Here is a 21,617-nt window from a genome sequence, read left to right on the forward strand (position 1 = left end):
CGCGACGTTAGGCCGCTTGCTTCTGTCTTTCGTTGAAAAACAGAGCCTGACTGATCAAGGCCTTCACCATGTCCGGATTGAAAGGCTTGGTCACCAGGAAGGCGGGTTCGGGCCGCTCGCCCGTCAGCAGCCGTTCCGGGAAGGCGGTGATGAAGATCACCGGGATGCTGCTGTCGGTTTTCAGAATATCGTTGACGGCATCTATGCCGGAGCTGCCGTCGGCGAGCTGGATGTCGGCGAGTACCAGCTTCGGCTTCGTCTCGGCGTAAAGCTTGACCGCTTCCGTGTGGGTGCGGGCGATGCCCGTCACGGTGTGCCCCAGTTCTTCCACCATCTGCTCGATGTCCAGCGCGATCAGCGGCTCGTCCTCGATGATCATGACATCGGTCACCACCTGCTCGGAAATCTGGCGCGAGGCCTCATCGATCAGTCGGCTGAACTCGGCTTCACTCACATTCAAGACCGCCGCAGCCGATTCGCTCGAAAAACCCTCCAGCGCCATCAGCAGGAATGCGATCCGCTCGCGCTTCGGCAGATTAAGCAGGTTGTGCGCGGCCCGCTTTTCCCAGGCGAAGGGTGTTTCGATCGGCTTCGGCGTCACATCCAGACGGTCGAAGACGCTGATGAACAGCTTGAAGACGGCAACCTTGTCGTCCTCCTCCTTCGGCATGATGGAAATGTCGGCAATCAGCGCCTCCAGCATGGCCGCGACATAGGCGTCGCCGGATGTTTGGGAGCCGGTCACCGCGCGGGCAAATCGTCTCAGAAGGGGAAGGTGGATCGCGACACGGGCGGTCAAGGACATATAGTCACTCCATGGAGTCAAAACTGCGCTCTGCTCGTTTACAACGCATCCAGAGCATTTTGGTTCCCGCACATGCAGATTTTTTCGAAAATTCTTGGGAACCAATTGAAATAACTTCTATATATTTTACGGCGAGGTGGGAGCGAAAGCTCAACGCCGCGACTTCATAAGCGCATAAGCAATGCCGGCCACCGAGAGGATCGTAATCACCGGACTGGATTTCACCAAGCCGGGAAGTTCCGTCAAAGCCAGCAGGGTGCCACCGCTGCGCACAGACGAGGCTGCAGCAATCCGCCGCCGCTCTTCTTCCCAGATGCGCTGGGCGCGCCGGTTCAGGATGGTGACGATCGCCCATGCGAGGAGCGAAAGAACCACCGCCACGACCGTCATCCACGCGCTGGCCACCACCGGCCCCTGACGCTCGTAGATCGCAAACCAGGCGGTTGCGAAGAGCGACACAAGCGCGATCGTGGCGAAGATCACCGTGATGGCAGCGCCGACGACGCTGCGCTGCAGCCGTCCAGTTGACGGTTCCAGGCCGCGCGCGGCGGCCTGGGCGATCTGGCTGATCAGGTATTCCATAGGCTCACCGGCGGGTCAGGATGGCGGCCAGGAAGCCGATGCCGGCCGCAACGCCGATCGCGGTGAACGGGTTTTCGCGGATGCGCTGCTCGAGGTCGCCCTCGGCCGCAATTACAGTATCCTTGGCCGCGGATGCGATTGCGACGGAACGGTCTGCTACGTCATCTTTCATGCGGCGGGCTTCGGAAGCCAGCGTCTCCAGCGTGCCGTTGCCGTAACCGGAAACGCTCTTGGCGAGTTCGGCGAGCTGCGTCGTCAACTGCTCGACTCGTGCTTCCAGATCGCTCATGTTGTTCTGTGCCTCGGTGCTTGCGCCCTTCAAGATCGATGTCGCGGATGCCATTCGAAATCTCCTTTGTGTTCAGTCCGTGGGTTGACGGTTCGCGATGACAACGTGCGGCTTCCGGGAAAGTTCCGAAATTCGCAGAAAGTGCGGAAAAGATTTTTTGAAATACCGGGAACTTCGGGTCACGTAGCGCGTTCTTCCGCCGATCTTGACGCGCGGGTACGGCTCTCTGTCTGTGCCGCAATCCCTGAAGACCTTTGAATGTGTGGAGTATTTTGAAGTCTTTTGCAGCCCCCGAACCGGCCGTCGCCCTTCCCAAGTCCCCTCATGACGGCCCAACTCTGCCGCGCCTCTTCGAGGCGCGGCATTTTCTGTTTTTGTATCCTCAAGGCTTCCCTTCCTTCCTGCCGCCGGTTTCCTGATGACGATCAACAAGCCCTTTGTGCGAAATTCGCTGATCATGCTGTTCTGCGGCTCGGCCCTGCTCGTGTCCGTTGTTCTGTCGGCGATCATCCTGATTTCTCAGACGCAGGAGACATTTAACAAGCTGGTGGCAGAGCGCGTCGCTCGTTCGGCGGCGGTAGATCTCTTCAGCCTCCTGCAGGACGCCGAAACGGGGCAGCGCGGGTATCTCCTGACAATGGATCCTGCGTTCCTCAAGCCTTATGACGATGCCGTTGCGCGGATCCCCGCCGCTGAAGACAAGCTCACCAGGGCGGTGGACCGGCTGACCGACCATACGCATGACACACCTGAGCTTTACGACCTGATCTCACAGAAGCTGCAGGAACTGGGGACGACGGTTGATGCCGCGCAGAAGGGCGATCTGCAGGCCGCGCGGCGAACAGTCAGTGATGGCGCCGGCCAGCAACTCATGACCAGCATCCGCGAGAAGATGCAGGCCATCATCGGTGCGTCCGACCTCGCGATCCGCGACAATGTCGGCAAGCACGAAGCCACATCCGAGCGCCTGCAGTTCATCATCATCGCAGCCTTCATCGCCATCCTCATCGTGTTGGGCGGCGCGATCTACATCATCATGCGTCACGTCAAATCGCTTACAGAAGCGCGGCGCGAGTTGATGAAGCTGAATGAAGAGCTGGAAATGCGCGTGCAGGAGCGCACCCAGGACGTGGTTCGCGCCAATCAGGAAATCCAGCGCTACGCCTATATCGTGACGCACGATCTGCGCGCGCCGCTGGTCAATATCATGGGCTTTGCCAGTGAACTCGACCGGTCGATCAAGGACGTCAGCGCCTATGTGCTGGCGGACGGTGCGCCGCTCTCGCCGCAGCAGGTGCTGGATGCGCGTATCGCCGTCGAACAGGACATGCCGGAGGCTCTCGGCTTCATACGCTCGTCGACCTCGCGCATGGACGGGCTCATCAACGCTATTTTGAAGATCTCGCGGGACGGTCGGCGGCAGCTGAAGCCCGAATCCATCGATATCAAGGATCTCGCCGCCCATTGCGTGGCCAGTCAGCAGCACCGCATTGACGAGGTAGGCGGCAAAGTGGAACTGGCGCTGTCGTCCACGAAACTGTTCAGCGACCGCATGTCGATAGAGCAGATTCTGGCCAATCTGGTGGATAACGCCATCAAGTATCGGAGCCTGGACCGTCCGTTGCGGATCAAGATCGAAGCCGTTCGTCGCGGGCGCCTTGTCGACATTGTCGTCGAAGACAACGGTCGTGGCATCGAGGCGGACGATCTCGAGCGCGTCTTCGAACTCTTCCGCCGCGCCGGTCCGCAGGACCAGCGGGGCGAGGGCATCGGTCTTGCCCATGTCCGCTCGCTCGCCCGCAATCTCGGCGGCGAAATCGATGTCCGCTCGGTGCCTGGCAAGGGGTCGGTTTTTGTCCTGACCACGCCCACCGATCTCACGCAGGTTTTAAGGAGTCTCTCTGCATGAAAGCCAATGGAAGGGAAGTCACGATCGTGATGATCGAAGACGATGAGGGCCATGCGCGCCTCATCGAAAAGAATGTCCGCCGCGCCGGCGTGCACAACGAGATCGTGCCGTTTACCAACGGTACAGAGGCGCTCGAATATATCCTCGGCAAGGACATGAGCGGCACGGTCTCCGCCGAGCGCTATCTCCTGATCCTGCTGGATCTCAATCTGCCTGATATGTCTGGCACGGAAATCCTGCAGCATATCAAGGAAAACCCCTTCACCAAGCGCCTGCCGGTGGTCATCCTGACGACGACCGACGATGCGCGGGAAATCCAGCGCTGCTACGATCTCGGTGCGAATGTCTACATCACAAAGCCGGTCGATTATGAGGGCTTTGCCAACGCCATCCGCCAGCTTGGCCTGTTCTTTTCTGTCATCGAGGTGCCGTGATGGCTTTGCCCTGCGCGTCCTTCAGGAAGGCGATCAGTGAGGCGAGCGGGCGGCTGGGCGGCAGGCTGTTCGGCCAGACGAGGTAATAACGCCCCGCAAGCGGAAGGTAATCCGGAAAGGCCGGATGGAGCCGTCCGCGCAGGAATTCGCTCTCTGCCAGATATTCGGGCAGCAGCGCCACACCAAAACCCAAGGCAGCGGCCTCGGCCATCGCAGTGAACTGGTCGAAGAGCATGCCGCGCAGGCGGTCGGCCTCGGCGCCTTGCGCCGCAAACCACTCCTCCCACGCGCCCGGCCGGCTTTCGAGATGGAGAAGCGGCATGGAAAGCAGTTCCTCCGCCGTCTTCGGCCCGTGGGCCAGAAGCTCCGGGCTTGCCGCCGGTATGACCCGTTCGCGTGACAGCTCGAGATAATCCACACCCTGCCAGTCCTGCCCGCCATAATGGATCGCGGCGTCGAATTTTTCCCGCGCGAAATCGAAGGGGGAGAGCCGCGTGGTCAGGTTGGCTGTCACATCCGGATACTGCGTCGAAAACGCCTTAAGCTGCGGCGCAAGCCAGTGCATGCCGAAGGCCGGAAGGACCGCCAGATTGAGGCTGCTGCGCGCCCCGCCGGCGCGGATCTTGAGGCTGGCGCGGGCGAGATCGTTGAGGCAGTCTCGCACCGAGCGGGCATAATCTGCGCCGGATGGTGTCAGCGCCAGACCCTTGCCCACCCGGCGCAGCAGCGTCACGCCGATCTGCTCCTCCAGCACCTTCAATTGCCGGCTGACCGCGGAATGCGTCAGCGACAGCTCCTCCGCCGCCGCCGTGGCAGAGCCGAGACGATCCACGGCCTCCAACGCCAGTAGCGAACTGATCGAGGGAAGGAAGCGGCGCGGAGCGAGCATTGTGACTTTTTCTCCAATCAATGTTCCAATTCTTCGCTCATTTCATAGAGGACTTCACGCTATCCTGTCAAAAATGGAAAATCATGCGACCGAGGGATAGAGGCCTCTGCCCGCCGGTTGCGCATAAATGGAGACAGCGGATGACGCATCAGGATATTCTCAAGGCTTGCGGGCTGACTTCGGCCGAACTCTCCGACGGGACGCTCGCCGTTCGCTCGCCGATCGACGGCGCGGAGATCGCCCGCGTGCATGAGACGAGCGCGGATGACATGCAGTCCGTGATCGCCCGCTCGGTTGCTGCCTTCAAGGCCTGGCGCGATGTGCCGGCGCCGCGCCGTGGCGAACTGGTGCGCCTGCTGGGCGAGGAGCTGCGCGCCGCCAAGACCGAACTGGGCGCTCTCGTAACACTTGAAGCTGGCAAGATCACCTCGGAAGGCCTTGGCGAAGTTCAGGAAATGATCGACATCTGCGATTTCGCGGTCGGTCTCTCGCGCCAGCTTTACGGCCTGACCATTGCCTCCGAGCGCCCCGGCCACAAGATGACCGAGACCTGGCATCCGATGGGTCCCTGCGGCGTCATCTCCGCCTTCAACTTCCCCGTCGCCGTGTGGAGCTGGAATGCGGCGCTGGCACTCGTCTGCGGCGATCCGGTGATCTGGAAGCCGTCCGAGAAGACGCCGCTGACGGCGATTGCCACCCACAAGATCATGATGCGCGCCATCGAGAGATTCGGTGCGGATGCGCCGGAAGGCCTCTGCCAGCTGGTTATCGGCGGTGCTGCGGTCGGCGAGGCGCTGGTTTCGTCGCGCGACGTTCCGATCATCTCGGCCACCGGTTCGACCCGCATGGGTCATATCGTCGGCCCGAAGGTCATGGCGCGCTTCGGTCGCCCGATCCTCGAACTTGGCGGCAACAACGCGATGATCGTCGCCCCGTCTGCCGATCTCGACATGGCCGTGCGCGCCATCGTCTTTTCCGCTGTCGGCACGGCCGGCCAGCGCTGCACGTCGCTGCGTCGCCTCATTGTTCATCGCTCGATCAAGGACGATCTCGTTGCGCGTCTTGCCAAGGCCTATTCCTCGCTGAAGATCGGCGATCCGCGCGAAGCCGGCGTTCTCATCGGCCCGCTGGTCGACAAGGGCGCGCTGGATGCGATGCAGAAGGCGCTTTCCAATGCCAAGGTCGAAGGCGGCAAGGTGCATGGCGGCGAGGTGGTTACATCCGGCGTTCCGGCCGGCGCGTATGCCGCGCCTGCACTCGTCGAGATGCCGACGCAGTCGGCGACCGTGAAGACCGAGACCTTCGCGCCGATCCTCTATGTTCTGACCTATGACGAACTGGATGAGGCGATTGCGCTGCAGAACGACGTGCCGCAGGGCCTGTCCTCCTGCATCTTCACGCTCAATATCCGCGAAGCCGAAACCTTCCTCTCCGCCTCCGGCTCGGATTGCGGCATTGCCAACGTCAATATCGGCCCCTCGGGCGCTGAAATCGGCGGGGCCTTCGGCGGCGAGAAGGAGACCGGCGGCGGTCGCGAATCCGGCTCGGATGCCTGGAAGGGCTACATGCGCCGCCAGACCTCGACCATCAACTATTCCTCCAAACTGCCTTTGGCCCAGGGAGTGAAATTTGACATCTGACCGCGGTTCCAATCTGTGGCGGGCGAGCAGCCGGGAAACCTTCTCGGCCACGCCGCTCGATCGTGATCTCTCCGTCGATCTTCTGGTGATCGGCGGGGGCTTTACCGGCAATTCGGCAGCGCTTGAAGCGGCGCGGCGCGGGGCTTCCGTCTGCCTGCTGGAGGCCGAGACGGTCGGCCATGGCGGCTCAGGCCGCAATGTCGGGCTGGCCAATGCCGGCCTCTGGCTGCCGCCGGACGAGATCATCACACAGATGGGAGAAGCGGAAGGCACGCGCCTGATCCGCGACCTCGGCGAGGCGCCGGGCCGCGTCTACGGGCTGATCGAGCGGGAGGGCATACACTGCGAGGCGACCCGCAAGGGCACGCTGCATCTTGCTCATTCGGAAGAGGGCTTCAAAGACCTCTCCGAGCGTTTCCGCCAGGGCAATCGCCACGGCGCGCCGCTGCAGTTGCTGGATGCTGCCGAAGCAACCAAGCGCACAGGAACCAATGTCTATCATGGCGCGCTTTTCGATCCGCGCGCGGGCACGATCCAGCCACTGGCCTATGCGCGCGGCCTTGCCCGTGCCGCCAAGGCTGCGGGCGCAATGATCTTCGAGCGCTCGCCGGTCACCGCGCTGGCGCGGGCCGGCGATCGCTGGGTCGCGACCAGCAACGGCCGGGTCGTCACGGCGAATTCGCTGCTGATCGGGACCAATGCCTATCATCTCGGCATCGAAACGCCTTTCAAGCCGGGATTCATTCCGGTGGGTTACTGCCAGTTCGCGACCGTTCCGATGCCTGCCGCCGCGCGGGAAAAAATCCTCGCCGGCGGGGAGGGCTGCTGGGATACGGCGCTTGTCATGTCCTCCTTCCGCACCGATCACGCCGGCCGGATGATTGTCGGTGGCATGGGCGATAGCGAAGGCTTGGGCGCGCTTTTTCATGCCGACTGGGCGCGACGCAAGCTCAAGGCGCTGTTCCCCGGGATCGGCGATCTGCCCTTCGAACACAGCTGGCGCGGCCGCATCGCCATGACGAGCGACCATGTCCCGAAGATTGTCGCCTTCGGGCCGAACGCCTATGCAAGCTTCGGCTATTCCGGTCGCGGCATCGGTCCGGGTACTGTGTTCGGCACGCAGGCGGCGATTGCGCTTCTGGAGAACAATCCGGCTGCCTTGCCGGTCCAGCCCGTGCAGAGCCATAGCGAGCGTTTCGCCTCGGCCCGTGCCGCTTACTATGAATTCGGCGCGACGCTGACGCATGCGCTGCCCATCCGGGCTGCTGCCGGCTAGAGACGCTGAAATCATATTTTGCGTGGCCGGTAAGACTTTGAGTATCATATTTCAAGGTTGAAACGATTTTACCTGCCGTGAGCACTTGCAAAAGCCGATAAGTCCGACTTATCTTTGTCATGTTCTCAGGGCGGGGTGTAATTCCCCACCGGCGGTATCGGGAGAAATCCCGGAGCCCGCGAGCGCTTCCGTTACGCCTGTGATGGAAGGTCAGCAGATCCGGTGAGATGCCGGAGCCGACGGTATAGTCCGGATGGAAGAGGATCGCGCGGAAGCCTTTGGCTGTTATCAGTCGAGGTGTGACCGTTGCTATTCGCCCAAGGGATATTCGTGCGTTCGCTCGCAAGAGGGATCGTTTGAGATTGCCGGTTTCGGCATAACCCTTGAAAGGCATTGAAATGACATTTGCTAAAATCGAAGACGCGGTATCGGCGATCGCACGCGGCGAGATGATCGTCGTCGTGGACGATCATGACCGTGAAAACGAAGGCGACATCCTGTTTGCGTCCGAACACGCGACACCGGAGAAGATCGCCTTCATGATGAACCACGCACGCGGCCTCATCTGCGTGCCGATGACAGGCGAACGCCTTGATGCGCTCGACCTTCCGCCGATGGTGCCGCGCAACACGGAATCGATGCAGACGGCCTTCACCGTCTCGGTCGATTACATTCCCGGCACCTCAACTGGCATTTCCGCCGCCGACCGTGCCGCGACCATCCAGGCTCTGATCGACGAGACCGCAAAGCCGGAAGATTTCGCCCGTCCCGGCCATATCTTCCCGCTCCGCGCCGTGCCGGAAGGCGTTCTGCGCCGTCCCGGCCACACCGAAGCCGCGATCGATCTGTGCCGTCTCGCGGGCCTGAAGCCTTCGGGTGTCATTTGCGAAATCGCCAAGGACGACGGCACGATGGCCCGCCTGCCGGACCTCGAAATCTTCGCCGAAAAGCACGGTCTGAAGCTGATCGCCATCGAGGACCTCGTCGCCTATATCAAGGCGAAGAACATGATCTCGGCGACTGCGAATGATGAAGACCTGCTTGAAGCGGTCTGATCTTTAGCGCTCCGAGGCTGCGCCGAGCCCGGCAGATGGCCGGGCTTGACTAGCCGAACGCTTGACATGTGTCATGGCGGCGCGGCGCGCGCCCTGCCAGATTTCCGTCTGCAAGGCCTGTTACCGTTTAAAGGACAGGCCGGCAGCGGAGGAAGCATGATCACCGACGATCAGAAGGCCGTGACCTCTTTCCTGAGCGACGCGTCATCCTACGGTCTCACTGGCCCTGTCGAGGTGATGGAGACGCATATCTCGCGCATCTTTCTTGTTGCCGACCGAGCCTTCAAGATGAAGCGGGCAGTCGAGCTTCCCTATGTTGACTTCTCGACACCCGCGCTTCGGGTCGCAGCATGCGAGAAGGAGCGGATTCTCAATGCGCGCACGACGCAGGAGCTCTATCTCGGCGTCCGGCAGATCTACCGCTCAGCGGATGGCCAACTGTCTTTCGAAGCGCCGGGCGAGGTGGTCGATGCCGTTGTCGAAATGAAACGCTTCGACCAGTCGGCGCTGTTCGACCGTATGGCCATGGAAGGCGAGCTGACTCCGGCGCTGATGACCGAAGTCGCCCGGATGGTGGCGGCGTTTCATGCCGGTGTGCCGGCGGCCGCGGAGAGTGGTGCGGCCAATATCCTCGGCGTCCTCGACATCAACAGGGCGGGCTTTGCCACGAGCACGGTCTTTTCGGATGAAGAACAGGCCGCCATCGACAATCTGTTCCGCGAGTGGCTCGAAATCATCGCCCTGCATCTTGACCGCCGCGCCGAAGCTGGCAAGGTCCGCCTCTGCCACGGCGATCTGCATTTGCGCAATCTCTGCCTGCTCGACGCCAAGCCGCGCCTCTTCGACTGCATCGATTTCAACGACCGCATCGCGACGGTGGACGTTCTCTACGATCTCGCCTTTCTCGTCATGGACCTCTGGCATCGCGGCCTGAAGGATCACGCAAACCTCGTCGCCAACCGTTATTGCGATGCTGCGGGCGAGGAGGAGGGTTTTGCGCTTCTGCCCTTCTTCACGGCCTTGCGCGCGGCCGTGCGCGCCCATGTGACGGCAACACAGGCAGAAGGAGCGGGTGGCGACGCGCGGCTATCGGCCTCGGCAAGATCCTATTACGATCTCGCCATGCAGACGCTTAAGCAAGCCCCGCCCCGTCTCATCGCCATCGGCGGCTTCAGCGGTTCAGGCAAGTCCACCGTGGCGGACGGGCTGGCCGCACATCTTGGGCCGCCCCCCGGTGCCCGGTTGATCGAGAGCGACCGGGTGCGCAAGGCGCTGAACGGCGTTTCCCCTGAAACCCGTCTCGATGCTTCCGCCTACAGTCCGGAAATGGCGGCAAGGGTCTATGCCGAGATGGCGCGCCGCGCCGGCACGGTGTTGACGGCGGGGGCGAGCGTCGTGGCGGATGCGGTCCATGACCGTGCCGAGCGTCGCGCAGCGATCGAAGAGGCGGCGCAGGAAGCAAGCGTGCCCTTCACCGGCATCTGGCTCGACGCGCCGGCGGATATTTTGCGGGCGCGGGTCGCAGCCCGGCCCAGCGGCCAGTCGGATGCGACGCCGGATGTGCTGGAAAAGCAGCTGGCCAGGGGGGGCGGCGATCTGACATGGCAGCGCGTGGATGCCACTCGCCCGGTCGATGCCGTGATCGAGGAAATCGTCGGTCTTGCCTCGCGCTAGGCGCCCAAGGAGGTCACCCTCGCAGCGCACTGGCCGGAGGCTGGCGGTAGGCGATGAGGGCGGGCAGGGCGCAGAGCAGGGCGGAAGCGACGAGCAGCATGCCGATACTCGTCATGTCCTCGGTCGCAAAGCCGACTGGCATGTGGAAGCCACTGTCAGCGGCAAGCCGTGCCGCAATGCCGCGAGCCGCGAGATAGCCGAGGCCGAGGCCTGCCGCGATGCCGGCAGCCACGAGACCGAAGAGTTCCAGCCAGACAATTCCAAACACCGCCTCGCGTGGGGCTCCGAAGGCGCGCAGCGCGCCGATCTGTTTGCGGCGCTGTCCGATATGCATGACGATGACGAGGATCAGCGCGGCTCCCACCAGCAATTGCGCGCCGCCTGCGACGGCTGAGAGCACCTGCTTCACATCGCCCAGCGTCGCGTAGAGCGTTGTCAGAACCTCGCCGGGGAAGACGGCGAGCGTGGCGTCCTTGCGATATTGCTGGCGCAGCTTGTAGGCGTCCGCAATCGATTTCGGCTTCACGACAACGGCTGGCAGCCCCGGCAATTCACCCTGCCACAGCTCGTTGATCGACTGATTGGGATCGATGGCGTGATGCTCGTGTTCGTCGTGGTCGTCATGATCTTCATGAGCGGCGGGCGTTTTGCCATCGGCGGCCGGCTTGGCGGCGGCGGCAGCATCGTGCTCGTGGTCCTCATCGCCATCGTCGTGATGATGACCGAGGCCGTGGATATCCCAGACAGCCTTGATCGGCACCAGGATCGCCTTGTCCCAGGCGCTGCCGGTCGGCTTCAGCCGGCCGGCGACGGTGTAGGCGAGTTCAGTATGTGTATGGCCGCCTTCGCCGAGCGTCCCATGCATCGGCTTCACCGTGGAGCCCATCGAAAGCTTCACGTCCGCGCCGATGACAGCCTCGCCCTCGCGGGCGAAGATTGCACCTTCGGAGACCCCGGCGGAGAGGTTCTTCACCAGTGCCGTTGTCGTCCCGACAATGGGTGAGGTGCCGAAGAAATCGCCGAAGCCGATGGGGGCCGCCCAGGCGACGCGGGGATCGGTTTCCAGATCGCTCAGCACCTTGCCCGGCATCAGCGGCAGCGCGGAGGGCTGGAGGAAGACGGAGGAGAGAACCAGCTGCGTTTCCGAGCCGGCCGCGCCAATGATCAGGTCAAACTTTTCCGCCGCACGGGCCGAGCCGAGGCGCATCGCGCGCTCCTGCAGCGTCACGGCAACGCCAAGCGCAACGGCCAACGCCACGATAGCGGCGATGAAGAAGGCCCCGAGGCGGAAGCGATTGAGATCGGCGAGGATGAAGCGGATCATGCGGCGGCCTCCGAAGGCTCGGCGGCGATGCGACCGCCGACAAGACGGATGCGGTTGTCGAAACGGCCGATCAGCGCGGGATCGTGCGAGACGACGATGAGGGTCGATTTCTCTCGCTCGGCGAGCGTCACGATCAGCTCGGCGACCTGTGCGCCGCTGACGCTATCGAGGCTGGCGGTCGGCTCGTCGGCGATGATGACGGCGGGCTTGCGGACAAGCGCGCGGGCGACCGCCACACGCTGCATTTCGCCGCGCGACATGGTTTCGACCTTCTGTTCGGGCCGCGAAAGGCCGACGATGTCCAGGAGTTCACGGCCCCGCTTTGTGGTTTCGGAATTCGCGGCGCGCGCGAGGCGGGCGGGTAGAAGAATATTGTCGAGTGCGGACAGGCCTTCGAAGAGGTGGAAATCCTGCATGACGAGGCCCACCGTCTCGCCGCGCCAGCGGTCGCGCCGGCTTTCGGAAAGACTGGCAATATCGGTTCCGTCCCAGCGCACGGCGCCCTTGTTCAGCCGTTCCAGTCCGGTCAGGATGTTGACGAGTGTGCTTTTGCCCGAGCCGGATGCGCCGGTGACGGCGAGATGCACGCCGGCGGGAAGGCGGAAGCTGTCGATGGAGAGCGCGGGCGTCGCCAGACCGGGGAAGGTGACTTCGGTGGCCTCAATGGCAAGATCGATCATGATATCGCCCTATGCCGCACGGAAGCTGGCGTCGCGGATGCGCAGGCGGCTGAGGAAGCCGGTGTCCGGATCGGTCCAGGAGCCTAATTCCAGTGTGCCATCGACGGAAATGCGGGTGCCGCCGGGTAGGAATGTCTGTTTGCCGCCTAGATAGATGACCACGATATTGTCCGGCCAGTCGGCATCCGACGAGCAGAACGGGCAGAGCGCCATCGGGATTTCGGTCAGCACGAAGAAATTCGCCTCGGCCTTGAGCGGCGGGGCCATGAAGCCTTCCATGGAGACCTGCTGGCCGGCGAGCGCCTTGACCTTGTCGGAATATTCGAGACCCAGCACGCCAAACTTGCTGTAGAGCTGGCCGAAGGAGATGGTCTCGGCGGCTTTTGCAGGCCGTGCGATAGCGGACAATGCGCCCGTGGCCGTCAGGCTCAGGAATGCCCGCCGATCAATGTATCCGCTTGAGATGTCGTCTGTCATCGAAATCTCCTGAAATGGCAGTCCGGTGGAATTGGCAGATCCCGGGCGCTTCGTGTCCGGGATCCGTATGGGTCATTGTCCAACTGCATTCCGGGGTTCCCCCTCACCCCGCCTCCGCTTCGCTCGGCGGACCTCTCCCCGAAGGGGCGAGGATGACTGCGAGGCTGCGGCTCCAGCCTCTTCTCCCCATCGGGGAGAAGGTGCCGGCAGGCGGATACAAGGGGGCGGCGAAGCCGAAGAACTCTTGCTTCGCGTCCTGCCTCCGGAGATTACTTCGCAGGCGCGCCCATGGCAAAGGTATCGGCGAGCACCTTGTAGACGTCGCTTTCTTCCATGTAGCCCTTGAAGCCTTCAGCGCCCGGACCGGCGGACTGAAGAACGACGTCGTCAACGGCGTGAACGCCGGTGTCTTCGTCGCGCGGCAGGTTGCCGGGGACGAGCATGGCGCCCGGGATGTCCTTGTAGGCCGGGTTGGGTTCATACTGACCCTTGTCGTTCTTCACGGCCGGCTCGAACGGGCCGTCAAGCTTCGGCTTGAAGGTCTCGTAATGGTCCGGGCCGTTATTGCCGAAGATGGCAAGGTGCTTGCTGACGGCAATCGAGTCCGGATAGCCATCGCCATCCTTGTCCTCGTAGTTCGGGAAGCCGGCCTTTTCATAGGTGCCGACGCGCTCGCGGCCTTCGGTCGCTTCCTTGGTGTCGTCGATCGTGCCGATGATCGATACGCCATGCGTGTGGTCGCCGGTGACGACGATCAGCGTGTCGGGATGCGTCTTCTGGAATTCGCGGGCAACCGCGATGGCATGATCGAACTCGATCGTGTCGAACACGGCGCGGTCCCAGTCGAGCGGGTGGCTGGCCTTGTCGATGTCGGAGCCTTCGATCATGAGGAAGAAGCCTTCCGGGTTCTTCGACAGGCTGTCGAGGGCGACCTTGGTCATGTCGACGAGGCCGGGCTGCTTCGGGAACTTGTCGACGGTGCCCTTATTCAGCTGCATGCGGTCGACGGCATAGTCCATGTTGCCGGTGTGGAAGAGGCCGAGGATCTTGCCGGTATTGGTGCCGGCGGCCGCCTGAAGCTCGTCCTTGTCGGTGGCAAGTGCGTAGCCTGCATCCTTGAACAGCTTGATATAATCCTTGTCGTCCTTGCGCTTGGAGCCCGGAACGTCCTTGGACAGGAAGTAGGCCGAGCCGCCACCGAGAACGACATCCGGCTTGACGTCGAACATCATGCCGACGATTTCGGCCTTGTCGGCGCGACGACGGGTGTGCGAGACGACGGCGGCGGGCGTTGCGTCTTCCAGTTCCGACAGCGCGACGATGCCGATCGACTTCTTGGTCGTGCGGCGGACGGCCTCGGCGATGTTTTCGACCTTCGGGTCGTCAAGGCTCGACGGTGTGCGGTCGGCATAGACGCCGAGCGCGTTGATGGCCGTCTTGTGGCCGGTCATGTAGGCCGACATCGTGTTGGCGGAATCGGTCGCGATCGCGTTGGTCGACGACGTGCCGATGAAGGCCATGTGGTCGAGATCGTCCATGGCGAGACGGCCATTTGCCTTGCCTTCCGTCATCCCCTTGGACATCAGGCGGGCGCCGGTGCGATGCGCGACGGACATGCCGTCGCCGAGCATGAAGATGATGTTCTTGGCCTTCGGCTGGGCAGCGGTTTCAAAAACGTCCCAGGTGACGGTCTTGGTCTCGGAGCCGGCGGTGACGGTCACGTCATACTTGCCGGCCTTGGCGATCTTGGCGTTGCGCAGGATCACGGCAGAGCCGAGAACCTTGTCGTCCTTGCCCTTTTCTTCCGCGACGAAGTCGCCCTTGCCGAGAACGGTCGTGTAGTCCTGACCGTTGACGGTGATCTTGACGTCTTCCGGCTTGACGACGGAATTGAACTCGACCTTGAAGTCGAACGGCGAGCCGACGAGGATCGTCGCACGGCTCAGCGGATAAACGGTCGCGGCCTGGGCGGCGCCGGCCAGCATGGTTGCTGCGGCGAGTGTGGTGAGAAGCTTGCGCATGGGTCCCTCCTGATACGCTGTTTCACAGCTGACCGGTTAACGGGGCCACATGACACTTACATGAAAACTCTGAAAAACATTCCTTGAACTGTCAAATTTAGTCTTTCATTTAAGTTATACTATAACGTTACAAAAGTTCGACTGTGTTGCGAGCCGACTGTTTCGTCTGCAATGGCTTTGCAAATGCCTCCGACACATAGGCCTTTGCGGTCTCAATCGCGGTTTCCAGCGTCTGCCCGCTTGCCAGGCCGCAGGCGATGGCCGAGGCGAGCATGCAGCCCGTGCCGCGCAACGTGCCGGGATGGCGGGGGCTATCGAAACTGAGGTACGGCTGATTGGGCCGAACCAGTAGGTCTCTGCAAATGCTGGGGTTCGATCGTGTAGAAGCCGCATGCGGCGCGTTCCCACTTCTCCCCATGGGGAGAAGGTGGCCCGAAGGGCTGGATGAGGGGTTCCCATCGAACTCAGCGCCAACCGACTCCTCATCGCCTCGCAACGCGCCGCACTTTTCCCCAAGGGGAAAAGAGGGAGATTGCGGCGCCCCTTCGCCGAAGATCGGCGTTTTCGCCCCGGCATCTTCAGCATGCCCGCCCTTGATCAACGCGGCTCGGACGCCAAGTTGCAAAAGCGCTTCAACAGACGCTGTGAAATCCCCGGCGCCAGTGAGCAATCCCAGTTCCGGCAAGTTTGGTGTCACCAGATCGGCGCGCGGCAGCAGGCGCTCAATCATCAGGCGCACGCCATCCGGCTCAAGCAGCGCTCTGCCGGAGGTCGAGGCGAGAACCGGGTCGAGGACGACGGGGAGGCTGGGGTGCCGTTCCAGGACATCCGCCACCGCTGCGACGATCCCGGCATTGGCCAGCATGCCGATCTTGATGGCACGGATCTCGCCGCTCTCCAGCGCCGCCGTCATCTGCGCTTTGACGAGCGTCGGTTCCATCGCCTGCACCGCCGTCACGCGCCGATCCGACTGCGCGGTCACTGCCGTCACGGCCACGGCGGCGTTGAGCCCGAAGGCCGTCACCGTCTCGACATCGCGAATGATGCCGGCACCGCCAGAGGAGTCCGAGCCAGCGATGATGAGGATGCGGGCGTTCACCGCCAGCGGCCCGTCTTGGCGATCCATTCGCGCGTGCGGGCTTCGGGATCGTCATTCAGCGTAATGTCGGTGACGACGGCGGCACTATCGGCGCCTTGCGAGAACACGCCCTCCAGCCGCTCGGGGCGCAATCCTCCAATTGCGACCAGTGGCAGTGGCGCGATTTTGTCCTTCCAGACGCGGATGCGGTCCAGTCCCTGCGGGTCCCATTTCATCTGCTTGAGAATGGTCGGATAGATCGGACCCAGTGCCACATAATCCGGCTTCGCCGCCAGCGCCGTTTCCAGCTCCGTCTCGTCATGGGTAGACAGGCCGAGCTTCAGCCCGGCGGCGCGGATGGCTGCGAGATCTGCCTCTGCGAGATCTTCCTGCCCAAGATGGACGAAATCGCATTGCTCCTCGATTGCAACCCGCCAGTAGTCGTTGATGATCAGCTGGCAGCCATGCCACGCGCAGACGGTTTTTGCCCGGCGGATATGCGCCCGCAGCACCTCTTCCGGCTGGTCCTTGATGCGCAATTGCACGAGCTTTACGCCAATGGGTAAAAGCCGCTCGATCCAGTCGGCACTGTCGACGATGAGATAGAATGGGTCGAGCTTCATGCGAAGACTGCCTTTCCGATGACGGGGGTGGAGGGAACGGCCATGTCGCGCGGTTCGAGCAGGCCGGCGCGATAGCCTTCCCGGCCGGCCTCTATGGCTGAAGCAAAGGCGCGGGCCATGGCGACAGGATCGGCAGCACCCGCGACGGCGGTGTTGAGAAGCACGGCGTCATAGCCAAGCTCCATGGCCTGCGCGGCATGCGACGGCCTGCCCAGCCCGGCATCGACGATCAGCGGCACGTCCGGGAAATGCGCCCGCATCGAAACAAGCGCTGCCGGATCGACCAGCCCGCGCGCCGAACCGATGGGCGAGGCCCACGGCATCAGCACCTCGCAGCCCGCTTCCAGCAGCTTTTCGGCGACGACGAGATCGGCGGTCGTATAGGGGAAGACCTTGAACCCATCGGCGCCAAGCTCACGCGCAGCCTCCACCAGCGCGAACACATCCGGCTGCAGCGTGTCATGATGGCCGATGACTTCGAGCTTGACCCAGTCGGTGGCGAAGAGATCGCGCGCCATCCGCGCCGTCAGCACGGCTTCTTTCGCTGTATGGCAGCCGGCGGTGTTGGGCAGGACATGGACGCCGAGGCTGCGGATAACTTCAAAAAACTGTCCGCCGCGCCCACCGCCCGCGGTCTCGCGGCGGAGCGACACGGTGACGATCTCAGTTCCTGACGCCCGGATCGCCTCTTCCATGATGGCAGGCGAAGGGTAGCGCGCCGTGCCGAGCAGGAGCCGCGAGGAAAGTTCGGTTCCGTAAAGTGTCAGCATGTCAGCCTCCCTGTTTCGGTGCTAGGATTTCGATCCGGTCGCCTTCGTTCAGGACGGTCCGGGCGCGCTCGCCGCGTGACACGAGATCACCATTGAGCGCTGTCGCCAGCCAGTCGCCCTCGTAATCGAGGGCTGTGAGGAGAGCGGCGAGCGTGCCGGCCTCGATCTCTTGCTGCTCGCCATTGATGATCAGTTTCATGCGGTTGCACTCCTTCGTTGCGGCTCCGCCTCAAGCCGCACGGCCAGCTCTTCCGCCAGCGCAGGCGCCATGAGGAAGCCGTGGCGATACATGCCGTTGATCGTGAGATATCGGCCCGAGCCGGTGATGCGCGGGATGTTGTCGGCATAGGCCGGGCGGATGCCGGTTCCTGTCTCGATTACCTCCGCCTCGCCAAAGGCGGGATGGAGCGTGTAGGCGGCGTTCAGCAGTTCCATCAGCGAACGCGCCGAGATCGGCCCGTCATGCTCGCTCTCGATCATCGTCGCGCCGACCATGAAGCGCCCGTTGCCACGAGGGACGACATAGAGCGGGATGCGCGGGTGAAGCAGGCGCACGGGGCGGGAGAGGGTGATCTCGCTGGTCTTGAGATAGAGCATCTCGCCGCGCACGCCGCGAAGCTGCGAGTCTGGTGTGATGGCATTGCGGCCCGTGCAATCGATGATGTGAGCATAAGCCCGCGCGTCGGCCTCGTGCAGGATCGGGACGCCCATACTAACCAGTGCCTCCACGAGCCCCGCGAGAGCCATGCGCGGGTCAAGATGCGCCTCATCCCGGAAAAAGAGCCCGCGGCGAAAGCGTCCCGCCAGCGCGGGTTCGAGCTCGGCGATTCCCGCTTCGTCCATCCATTCGTGTCGACGTGTGCGGCGGGCGAAGCGCTCCAGCTCGCTCTGATCGCGCGCCGGGGTAACGACCAGCGTTCCCTTTCGTTCGACCAGACCGGGCAGCGCATCCTCCCACCAGCTGGCCGCTCCGATCCCGGCCTCGACCACCACCTCCGGCGCGGTCTCGCCCTCGCACCACGGCGCGAGCATCCCCCCGGCATAGTGCGAAGCGCCGGTGCCGGGTTCTTTGGGGTCAAGGACGGTGACAGCGTGGCCCTTGCGGGCCAATGCGAAGGCCGCCGTGAGGCCGGCAACACCGGCCCCTCTGATAAGGATCGTCATCGCCGTTCACTCCGAAAGCGGCATATACAATTCCCCGCCCTCGCGGAATTTCGCCGCCATCGCCTCCATGCCCTCCTTCTGCGCCTCGGCGCGGATATCGTGGGAAATCCGCATGGAGCAGAATTTCGGGCCGCACATGGAGCAGAAATGGGCGACCTTGTGGGCCTCCTTGGGCAGCGTCTCGTCATGCATGGAACGCGCCGTTTCCGGGTCGAGCGAGAGGTTGAACTGGTCCTCCCAACGGAACTCGAATCGGGCGCGGGAGAGCGCGTCGTCGCGCAGCCGTGCACCGGGATGGCCCTTGGCGAGATCGGCGGCGTGGGCGGCAATCTTGTAGGTGATGACGCCGGTCTTCACGTCGTTGCGGTCGGGCAGGCCCAGATGCTCCTTCGGCGTGACGTAGCAAAGCATGGCTGTGCCGAACCAGCCGATCATCGCGGCGCCAATCGCCGAAGTGATGTGGTCATAGCCCGGCGCGATATCGGTCGTCAGCGGCCCGAGCGTGTAGAATGGGGCTTCGCCGCAATGCTCAAGCTGCTTGTCCATGTTCTCCTTGATCTTGTGCATCGGCACATGGCCGGGACCCTCGATCATCACCTGGCAATCCTTCGCCCAGGCGATCTGCGTGAGTTCGCCCAGCGTTTCCAGCTCGGCAAACTGCGCCGCGTCATTGGCATCGGCCAGCGAGCCGGGGCGCAGGCCATCGCCGAGCGAGAAGGAGACATCGTATGCGCGGCAGATGTCGCAGATTTCCTCGAAATGCTCGTAGAGGAAGCTCTCCTTGTGGTGATGCAGACACCACTTGGCCATGATCGAGCCGCCACGCGACACGATCCCGGTGACGCGGTCGACGGTGAGTGGAATATAGGCGAGGCGCACGCCGGCATGGATGGTAAAATAATCCACGCCCTGTTCGGCCTGCTCGATCAGCGTGTCGCGGAAAACCTCCCAGGAAAGGTCTTCGGCAATGCCGCCCACCTTTTCCAGCGCCTGATAGAGCGGCACGGTGCCGATCGGAACGGGCGAATTGCGGATGATCCATTCGCGGATATTGTGGATGTTGCGGCCGGTCGAAAGGTCCATGACCGTGTCGGCGCCCCAGCGCGTCGCCCAGACCATCTTCTCGACCTCTTCGGCCATGGAGGAGGTGACGGCGGAATTGCCGATATTGGCGTTGATCTTGACGAGGAAATTGCGGCCGATGATCATCGGCTCGGCTTCCGGGTGGTTGATGTTGGAGGGAATGATGGCGCGGCCGCGCGCGATCTCTTCGCGGACGAATTCGGGGGTTACGAAGTCGGGGATCGCCGCGCCGAAATTCTCGCCACCATGCGAGGCAATCGTGGCCTTGCGCCCCATATTCTCGCGGATGGCGACGAATTCCATTTCCGGCGTGATGATGCCGGCGCGCGCATAGGCCATCTGCGTGACGGCCTTGCCGTTCAATGCACGGCGCGGGCGGGGCAGGTTCGGGAATTCCGGCGTCAGGCGTTCGCCTTGGGCGAAGCCATTGTCCTCGGGCCTCACGATGCGGCCGTCATAGGCCTCGGTGTCGCCGCGGGCGGCAACCCACTGCTCGCGCAGGCGTGGCAGCCCCTTTTCGATGTCGATGACCTGAGCGGGATCGGTGTAGGGACCCGAGGCGTCGTAGACGGTGACGGGCGGTTCGCCGGCGGTCGGATGGACCGAGATTTCGCGCATCGGGACCATGACGCAGGGGTGGATTTCACCTGCATGGAAGACCTTTTGTGAGGCGGGAAGCGCCCCTTGCGTGACGACGGGGGTGATGTTGGTTGCGGCAATGTTCATTTTGAGGCTCCAAGGTTTGACATTGGAGACCCAGTTCGAAGCCGGAATGATGGAAAGACGCCAAACGGATTCCGGGATGGACTCCGTCTCTCGCAGCGCTCGCACCGTCCCTACGCCAGTATGAACTGGATCAGGTTCAACGGGTCACTGCGCTGCTTTCCCTCGATTGAGGGATTGCCCAGCAGAATCTCAGCCCCTTGCGGGACCCCCCTGGTGAATGCGCTTATGTTAGGGGGATTTGACAGAAGGCGTCAAGCGGTTTGCTTTGCTGCGGCCAGCGGCTGCTGACAGAGGCGCTTGCGTGGCCGGCGCCCGCGTCGTATTTTACGGGTCTTGAGGCCAATAACGGAGCCGTGCCATGAGCATCGTCGTGACAGCCAGCGGGCAGGTGACCATTCCCAAGGACGTTCTGGAGCAGCTTGGTATCGGGCCGGGCAGCAAGGTCGATTTTCGCCGTCATCCGGATGGAACGGTCGAGTTGGTGGGCGAAGAGGAGAAGGGAACTTCGAGTCGCTTTGAAAGATTTCGGGGCCATGCTGGGCCAGGGCCGACTACCGACGAAATCATGGATATGACGCGCGGTGAAGTGTGATCCTCGTCGACACCAATGTTCTGCTTGATATCGTGACCGACGATCCGGTTTGGTTTGGTTTGGATGGTCAAATCTAAAACTGGATGAGTACAGCCGAACAGGGCCGTTGATTATCAAAGATATTGTTTATGCTGAATTGGCCGTTCGTTTTCGAAACATCGAGCTGCTGGACGCCTTCGTTTTTGGTTCAAGGCTTCAGCTTCAACCCATCCCCAGGAGCGCCCTTTTTCTGGCCGCCAAGGCGTTCGGAGCCTATCGCAAGCGTGGCGGGACGCGGACCGGCGTCCTCTCGGACTTCTTCATTGGAGCCCATGCCGCAGCTGAAGGTTTGCAGTTGCTGACCCGCGATTCGCGGCGCTATCGAACCTATTTTCCTGATGTTTCGCTAGCAACGCCAGAGGGGTAGGGGAACTCAGGCTCTTGAGACTGTCCTTGTCCACGCCTGTGTAAAGACTGAAGCCCTTCAATCGCCGCAATGTCGTTTTTACTAAATTCGAGCCTTGATCGAGTTTGTGCACATACATCT

Annotated in this window: 21 protein-coding genes, 1 pseudogene and 2 riboswitches; of the genes and pseudogenes, 8 read left to right on the forward strand and 14 right to left on the reverse strand. The window is 62.6% G+C overall.

Features of this window, described 5'->3' with window-relative positions:
- Window positions 1-7: 7 nt before the first annotated feature.
- The 3 genes from ABID16_RS15900 to ABID16_RS15910 form a co-directional block, all read right to left on the reverse strand.
- Window positions 8-805, reverse strand: a complete 798-nt coding sequence (locus tag ABID16_RS15900) for a response regulator (RefSeq protein ID WP_354557335.1) — start codon at window positions 803-805, stop codon at window positions 8-10.
- 150 nt (window positions 806-955) lie between these two features.
- Window positions 956-1,387, reverse strand: a complete 432-nt coding sequence (locus ABID16_RS15905) for a hypothetical protein (RefSeq protein ID WP_354557336.1) — start codon at window positions 1,385-1,387, stop codon at window positions 956-958.
- Window positions 1,388-1,391: 4 nt separating this feature from the next.
- A complete protein-coding gene (locus tag ABID16_RS15910; protein WP_354557337.1) occupies window positions 1,392-1,730 on the reverse strand; it encodes an ElaB/YgaM/YqjD family protein in 339 nt (112 codons plus the stop codon).
- A gap of 364 nt (window positions 1,731-2,094) precedes the next feature.
- Here ABID16_RS15910 and ABID16_RS15915 point away from each other — a divergent pair, with 364 nt between their 5' ends.
- Together ABID16_RS15915 and ABID16_RS15920 are read left to right on the forward strand one after the other, a co-directional pair.
- Window positions 2,095-3,585, forward strand: coding sequence for a sensor histidine kinase (locus tag ABID16_RS15915; protein ID WP_354557338.1), 1,491 nt, complete (start codon window positions 2,095-2,097; stop codon window positions 3,583-3,585).
- Window positions 3,582-4,019 (forward strand): response regulator, encoded by a 438-nt coding sequence (locus ABID16_RS15920; RefSeq protein WP_354557339.1) that lies wholly within the window; start codon window positions 3,582-3,584, stop codon window positions 4,017-4,019. Before ABID16_RS15915 ends, ABID16_RS15920 begins: the two co-directional genes overlap by 4 nt.
- Here ABID16_RS15920 and ABID16_RS15925 read toward each other — a convergent pair.
- Complete coding sequence (locus tag ABID16_RS15925; RefSeq protein ID WP_354557340.1) at window positions 4,003-4,908, reverse strand: LysR substrate-binding domain-containing protein; 906 nt, start codon at window positions 4,906-4,908, stop codon at window positions 4,003-4,005. The genes ABID16_RS15920 and ABID16_RS15925 overlap by 17 nt on opposite strands.
- A 140-nt stretch (window positions 4,909-5,048) precedes the next feature.
- On the opposite strand from ABID16_RS15925, the gene amaB reads away from it, so the two are divergent.
- From amaB to ABID16_RS15945, 4 genes are all read left to right on the forward strand, one after another.
- Window positions 5,049-6,548, forward strand: a complete 1,500-nt coding sequence (gene amaB, locus ABID16_RS15930) for an L-piperidine-6-carboxylate dehydrogenase (protein ID WP_354557341.1) — start codon at window positions 5,049-5,051, stop codon at window positions 6,546-6,548.
- A complete protein-coding gene (locus ABID16_RS15935) occupies window positions 6,538-7,824 on the forward strand; it encodes an NAD(P)/FAD-dependent oxidoreductase (protein ID WP_354557342.1) in 1,287 nt (428 codons plus the stop codon). Before amaB ends, ABID16_RS15935 begins: the two co-directional genes overlap by 11 nt.
- Window positions 7,825-7,941: 117 nt before the next feature.
- Window positions 7,942-8,093: riboswitch (FMN riboswitch) on the forward strand.
- A gap of 129 nt (window positions 8,094-8,222) precedes the next feature.
- A complete protein-coding gene (gene ribB / locus ABID16_RS15940) occupies window positions 8,223-8,879 on the forward strand; it encodes a 3,4-dihydroxy-2-butanone-4-phosphate synthase (RefSeq protein ID WP_354557343.1) in 657 nt (218 codons plus the stop codon).
- Between the two features lie 156 nt (window positions 8,880-9,035).
- A complete protein-coding gene (locus ABID16_RS15945) occupies window positions 9,036-10,553 on the forward strand; it encodes a bifunctional aminoglycoside phosphotransferase/ATP-binding protein (RefSeq protein WP_354557344.1) in 1,518 nt (505 codons plus the stop codon).
- Window positions 10,554-10,566: 13 nt separating this feature from the next.
- On the opposite strand, the gene ABID16_RS15950 is transcribed toward ABID16_RS15945, so the two are convergent.
- The 10 genes from ABID16_RS15950 to thiC all read right to left on the reverse strand — a co-directional run bounded on the left by ABID16_RS15950 (window position 10,567) and on the right by thiC (window position 20,499).
- The gene (locus tag ABID16_RS15950; protein ID WP_354557345.1) at window positions 10,567-11,877 is read right to left on the reverse strand and encodes an ABC transporter permease; all 1,311 of its coding nucleotides are present in this window, start codon (window positions 11,875-11,877) and stop codon (window positions 10,567-10,569) included.
- Window positions 11,874-12,557 (reverse strand): ABC transporter ATP-binding protein, encoded by a 684-nt coding sequence (locus ABID16_RS15955; RefSeq protein WP_354557346.1) that lies wholly within the window; start codon window positions 12,555-12,557, stop codon window positions 11,874-11,876. The genes ABID16_RS15950 and ABID16_RS15955 overlap by 4 nt, the downstream gene beginning before the upstream one ends.
- A gap of 9 nt (window positions 12,558-12,566) precedes the next feature.
- Entirely contained in the window at window positions 12,567-13,034 is a 468-nt protein-coding gene (locus tag ABID16_RS15960) for a hypothetical protein (RefSeq protein ID WP_354557347.1), read from the reverse strand.
- Window positions 13,035-13,303: 269 nt separating this feature from the next.
- The gene (locus ABID16_RS15965) at window positions 13,304-15,055 is read right to left on the reverse strand and encodes an alkaline phosphatase (RefSeq protein WP_354557348.1); all 1,752 of its coding nucleotides are present in this window, start codon (window positions 15,053-15,055) and stop codon (window positions 13,304-13,306) included.
- Between the two features lie 127 nt (window positions 15,056-15,182).
- Window positions 15,183-16,181 carry a hydroxymethylpyrimidine/phosphomethylpyrimidine kinase gene (locus ABID16_RS15970; protein WP_354557349.1) on the reverse strand — a complete coding sequence of 333 codons (999 nt, stop codon included), beginning with the start codon at window positions 16,179-16,181 and terminating at the stop codon, window positions 15,183-15,185.
- Window positions 16,151-16,756 (reverse strand): thiamine phosphate synthase, encoded by a 606-nt coding sequence (locus tag ABID16_RS15975; protein WP_354557350.1) that lies wholly within the window; start codon window positions 16,754-16,756, stop codon window positions 16,151-16,153. Before ABID16_RS15975 ends, ABID16_RS15970 begins: the two co-directional genes overlap by 31 nt.
- Window positions 16,753-17,526, reverse strand: coding sequence for a thiazole synthase (locus ABID16_RS15980; RefSeq protein ID WP_354557351.1), 774 nt, complete (start codon window positions 17,524-17,526; stop codon window positions 16,753-16,755). Before ABID16_RS15980 ends, ABID16_RS15975 begins: the two co-directional genes overlap by 4 nt.
- Before the next feature lies 1 nt (window position 17,527).
- A complete protein-coding gene (gene thiS / locus ABID16_RS15985) occupies window positions 17,528-17,725 on the reverse strand; it encodes a sulfur carrier protein ThiS (protein WP_354557352.1) in 198 nt (65 codons plus the stop codon).
- Complete coding sequence (thiO, locus tag ABID16_RS15990; protein ID WP_354557353.1) at window positions 17,722-18,690, reverse strand: glycine oxidase ThiO; 969 nt, start codon at window positions 18,688-18,690, stop codon at window positions 17,722-17,724. The genes thiS and thiO overlap by 4 nt, the downstream gene beginning before the upstream one ends.
- Window positions 18,691-18,696: 6 nt before the next feature.
- Window positions 18,697-20,499: a phosphomethylpyrimidine synthase ThiC gene (thiC, locus tag ABID16_RS15995; RefSeq protein ID WP_354557354.1), complete on the reverse strand. Its 1,803-nt coding sequence runs from the start codon at window positions 20,497-20,499 to the stop codon at window positions 18,697-18,699.
- 89 nt (window positions 20,500-20,588) lie between these two features.
- A riboswitch (TPP riboswitch) is annotated at window positions 20,589-20,721 on the reverse strand.
- A 136-nt stretch (window positions 20,722-20,857) separates the two neighbouring features.
- Here thiC and ABID16_RS16000 point away from each other — a divergent pair.
- A complete protein-coding gene (locus ABID16_RS16000) occupies window positions 20,858-21,091 on the forward strand; it encodes an AbrB/MazE/SpoVT family DNA-binding domain-containing protein (RefSeq protein ID WP_354557355.1) in 234 nt (77 codons plus the stop codon).
- A pseudogene (locus tag ABID16_RS16005) lies at window positions 21,088-21,497 on the forward strand (type II toxin-antitoxin system VapC family toxin). The gene ABID16_RS16000 and the pseudogene ABID16_RS16005 overlap by 4 nt, the downstream one beginning before the upstream one ends.
- Window positions 21,498-21,617 lie beyond the last annotated feature (120 nt).

The organism is Limnomicrobium aquaticum (assembly GCF_040545545.1).
GTDB lineage: Bacteria > Pseudomonadota > Alphaproteobacteria > Rhizobiales > Rhizobiaceae > Ensifer_A > Ensifer_A aquaticum.

Coding starts and splice junctions, on each gene's coding strand:
- ribB (WP_354557343.1), top strand. CDS start 8,223: ATGACATTTGCTAAAATCGAAGACGCGGTATCGGCGATCGCACGCGGC.
- thiS (WP_354557352.1), bottom strand. CDS start 17,725: ATGAAACTGATCATCAATGGCGAGCAGCAAGAGATCGAGGCCGGCACG.
- ABID16_RS15960 (WP_354557347.1), bottom strand. CDS start 13,034: ATGACAGACGACATCTCAAGCGGATACATTGATCGGCGGGCATTCCTG.
- ABID16_RS15950 (WP_354557345.1), bottom strand. CDS start 11,877: ATGATCCGCTTCATCCTCGCCGATCTCAATCGCTTCCGCCTCGGGGCC.
- ABID16_RS15955 (WP_354557346.1), bottom strand. CDS start 12,557: ATGATCGATCTTGCCATTGAGGCCACCGAAGTCACCTTCCCCGGTCTG.
- ABID16_RS15980 (WP_354557351.1), bottom strand. CDS start 17,526: ATGCTGACACTTTACGGAACCGAACTTTCCTCGCGGCTCCTGCTCGGC.
- ABID16_RS15925 (WP_354557340.1), bottom strand. CDS start 4,908: ATGCTCGCTCCGCGCCGCTTCCTTCCCTCGATCAGTTCGCTACTGGCG.
- ABID16_RS15900 (WP_354557335.1), bottom strand. CDS start 805: ATGTCCTTGACCGCCCGTGTCGCGATCCACCTTCCCCTTCTGAGACGA.
- ABID16_RS15975 (WP_354557350.1), bottom strand. CDS start 16,756: ATGAAGCTCGACCCATTCTATCTCATCGTCGACAGTGCCGACTGGATC.
- ABID16_RS15915 (WP_354557338.1), top strand. CDS start 2,095: ATGACGATCAACAAGCCCTTTGTGCGAAATTCGCTGATCATGCTGTTC.
- thiC (WP_354557354.1), bottom strand. CDS start 20,499: ATGAACATTGCCGCAACCAACATCACCCCCGTCGTCACGCAAGGGGCG.
- ABID16_RS15970 (WP_354557349.1), bottom strand. CDS start 16,181: ATGGATCGCCAAGACGGGCCGCTGGCGGTGAACGCCCGCATCCTCATC.
- ABID16_RS15905 (WP_354557336.1), bottom strand. CDS start 1,387: ATGGAATACCTGATCAGCCAGATCGCCCAGGCCGCCGCGCGCGGCCTG.
- thiO (WP_354557353.1), bottom strand. CDS start 18,690: ATGACGATCCTTATCAGAGGGGCCGGTGTTGCCGGCCTCACGGCGGCC.
- ABID16_RS16000 (WP_354557355.1), top strand. CDS start 20,858: ATGAGCATCGTCGTGACAGCCAGCGGGCAGGTGACCATTCCCAAGGAC.
- ABID16_RS15965 (WP_354557348.1), bottom strand. CDS start 15,055: ATGCGCAAGCTTCTCACCACACTCGCCGCAGCAACCATGCTGGCCGGC.
- amaB (WP_354557341.1), top strand. CDS start 5,049: ATGACGCATCAGGATATTCTCAAGGCTTGCGGGCTGACTTCGGCCGAA.
- ABID16_RS15945 (WP_354557344.1), top strand. CDS start 9,036: ATGATCACCGACGATCAGAAGGCCGTGACCTCTTTCCTGAGCGACGCG.
- ABID16_RS15920 (WP_354557339.1), top strand. CDS start 3,582: ATGAAAGCCAATGGAAGGGAAGTCACGATCGTGATGATCGAAGACGAT.
- ABID16_RS15910 (WP_354557337.1), bottom strand. CDS start 1,730: ATGGCATCCGCGACATCGATCTTGAAGGGCGCAAGCACCGAGGCACAG.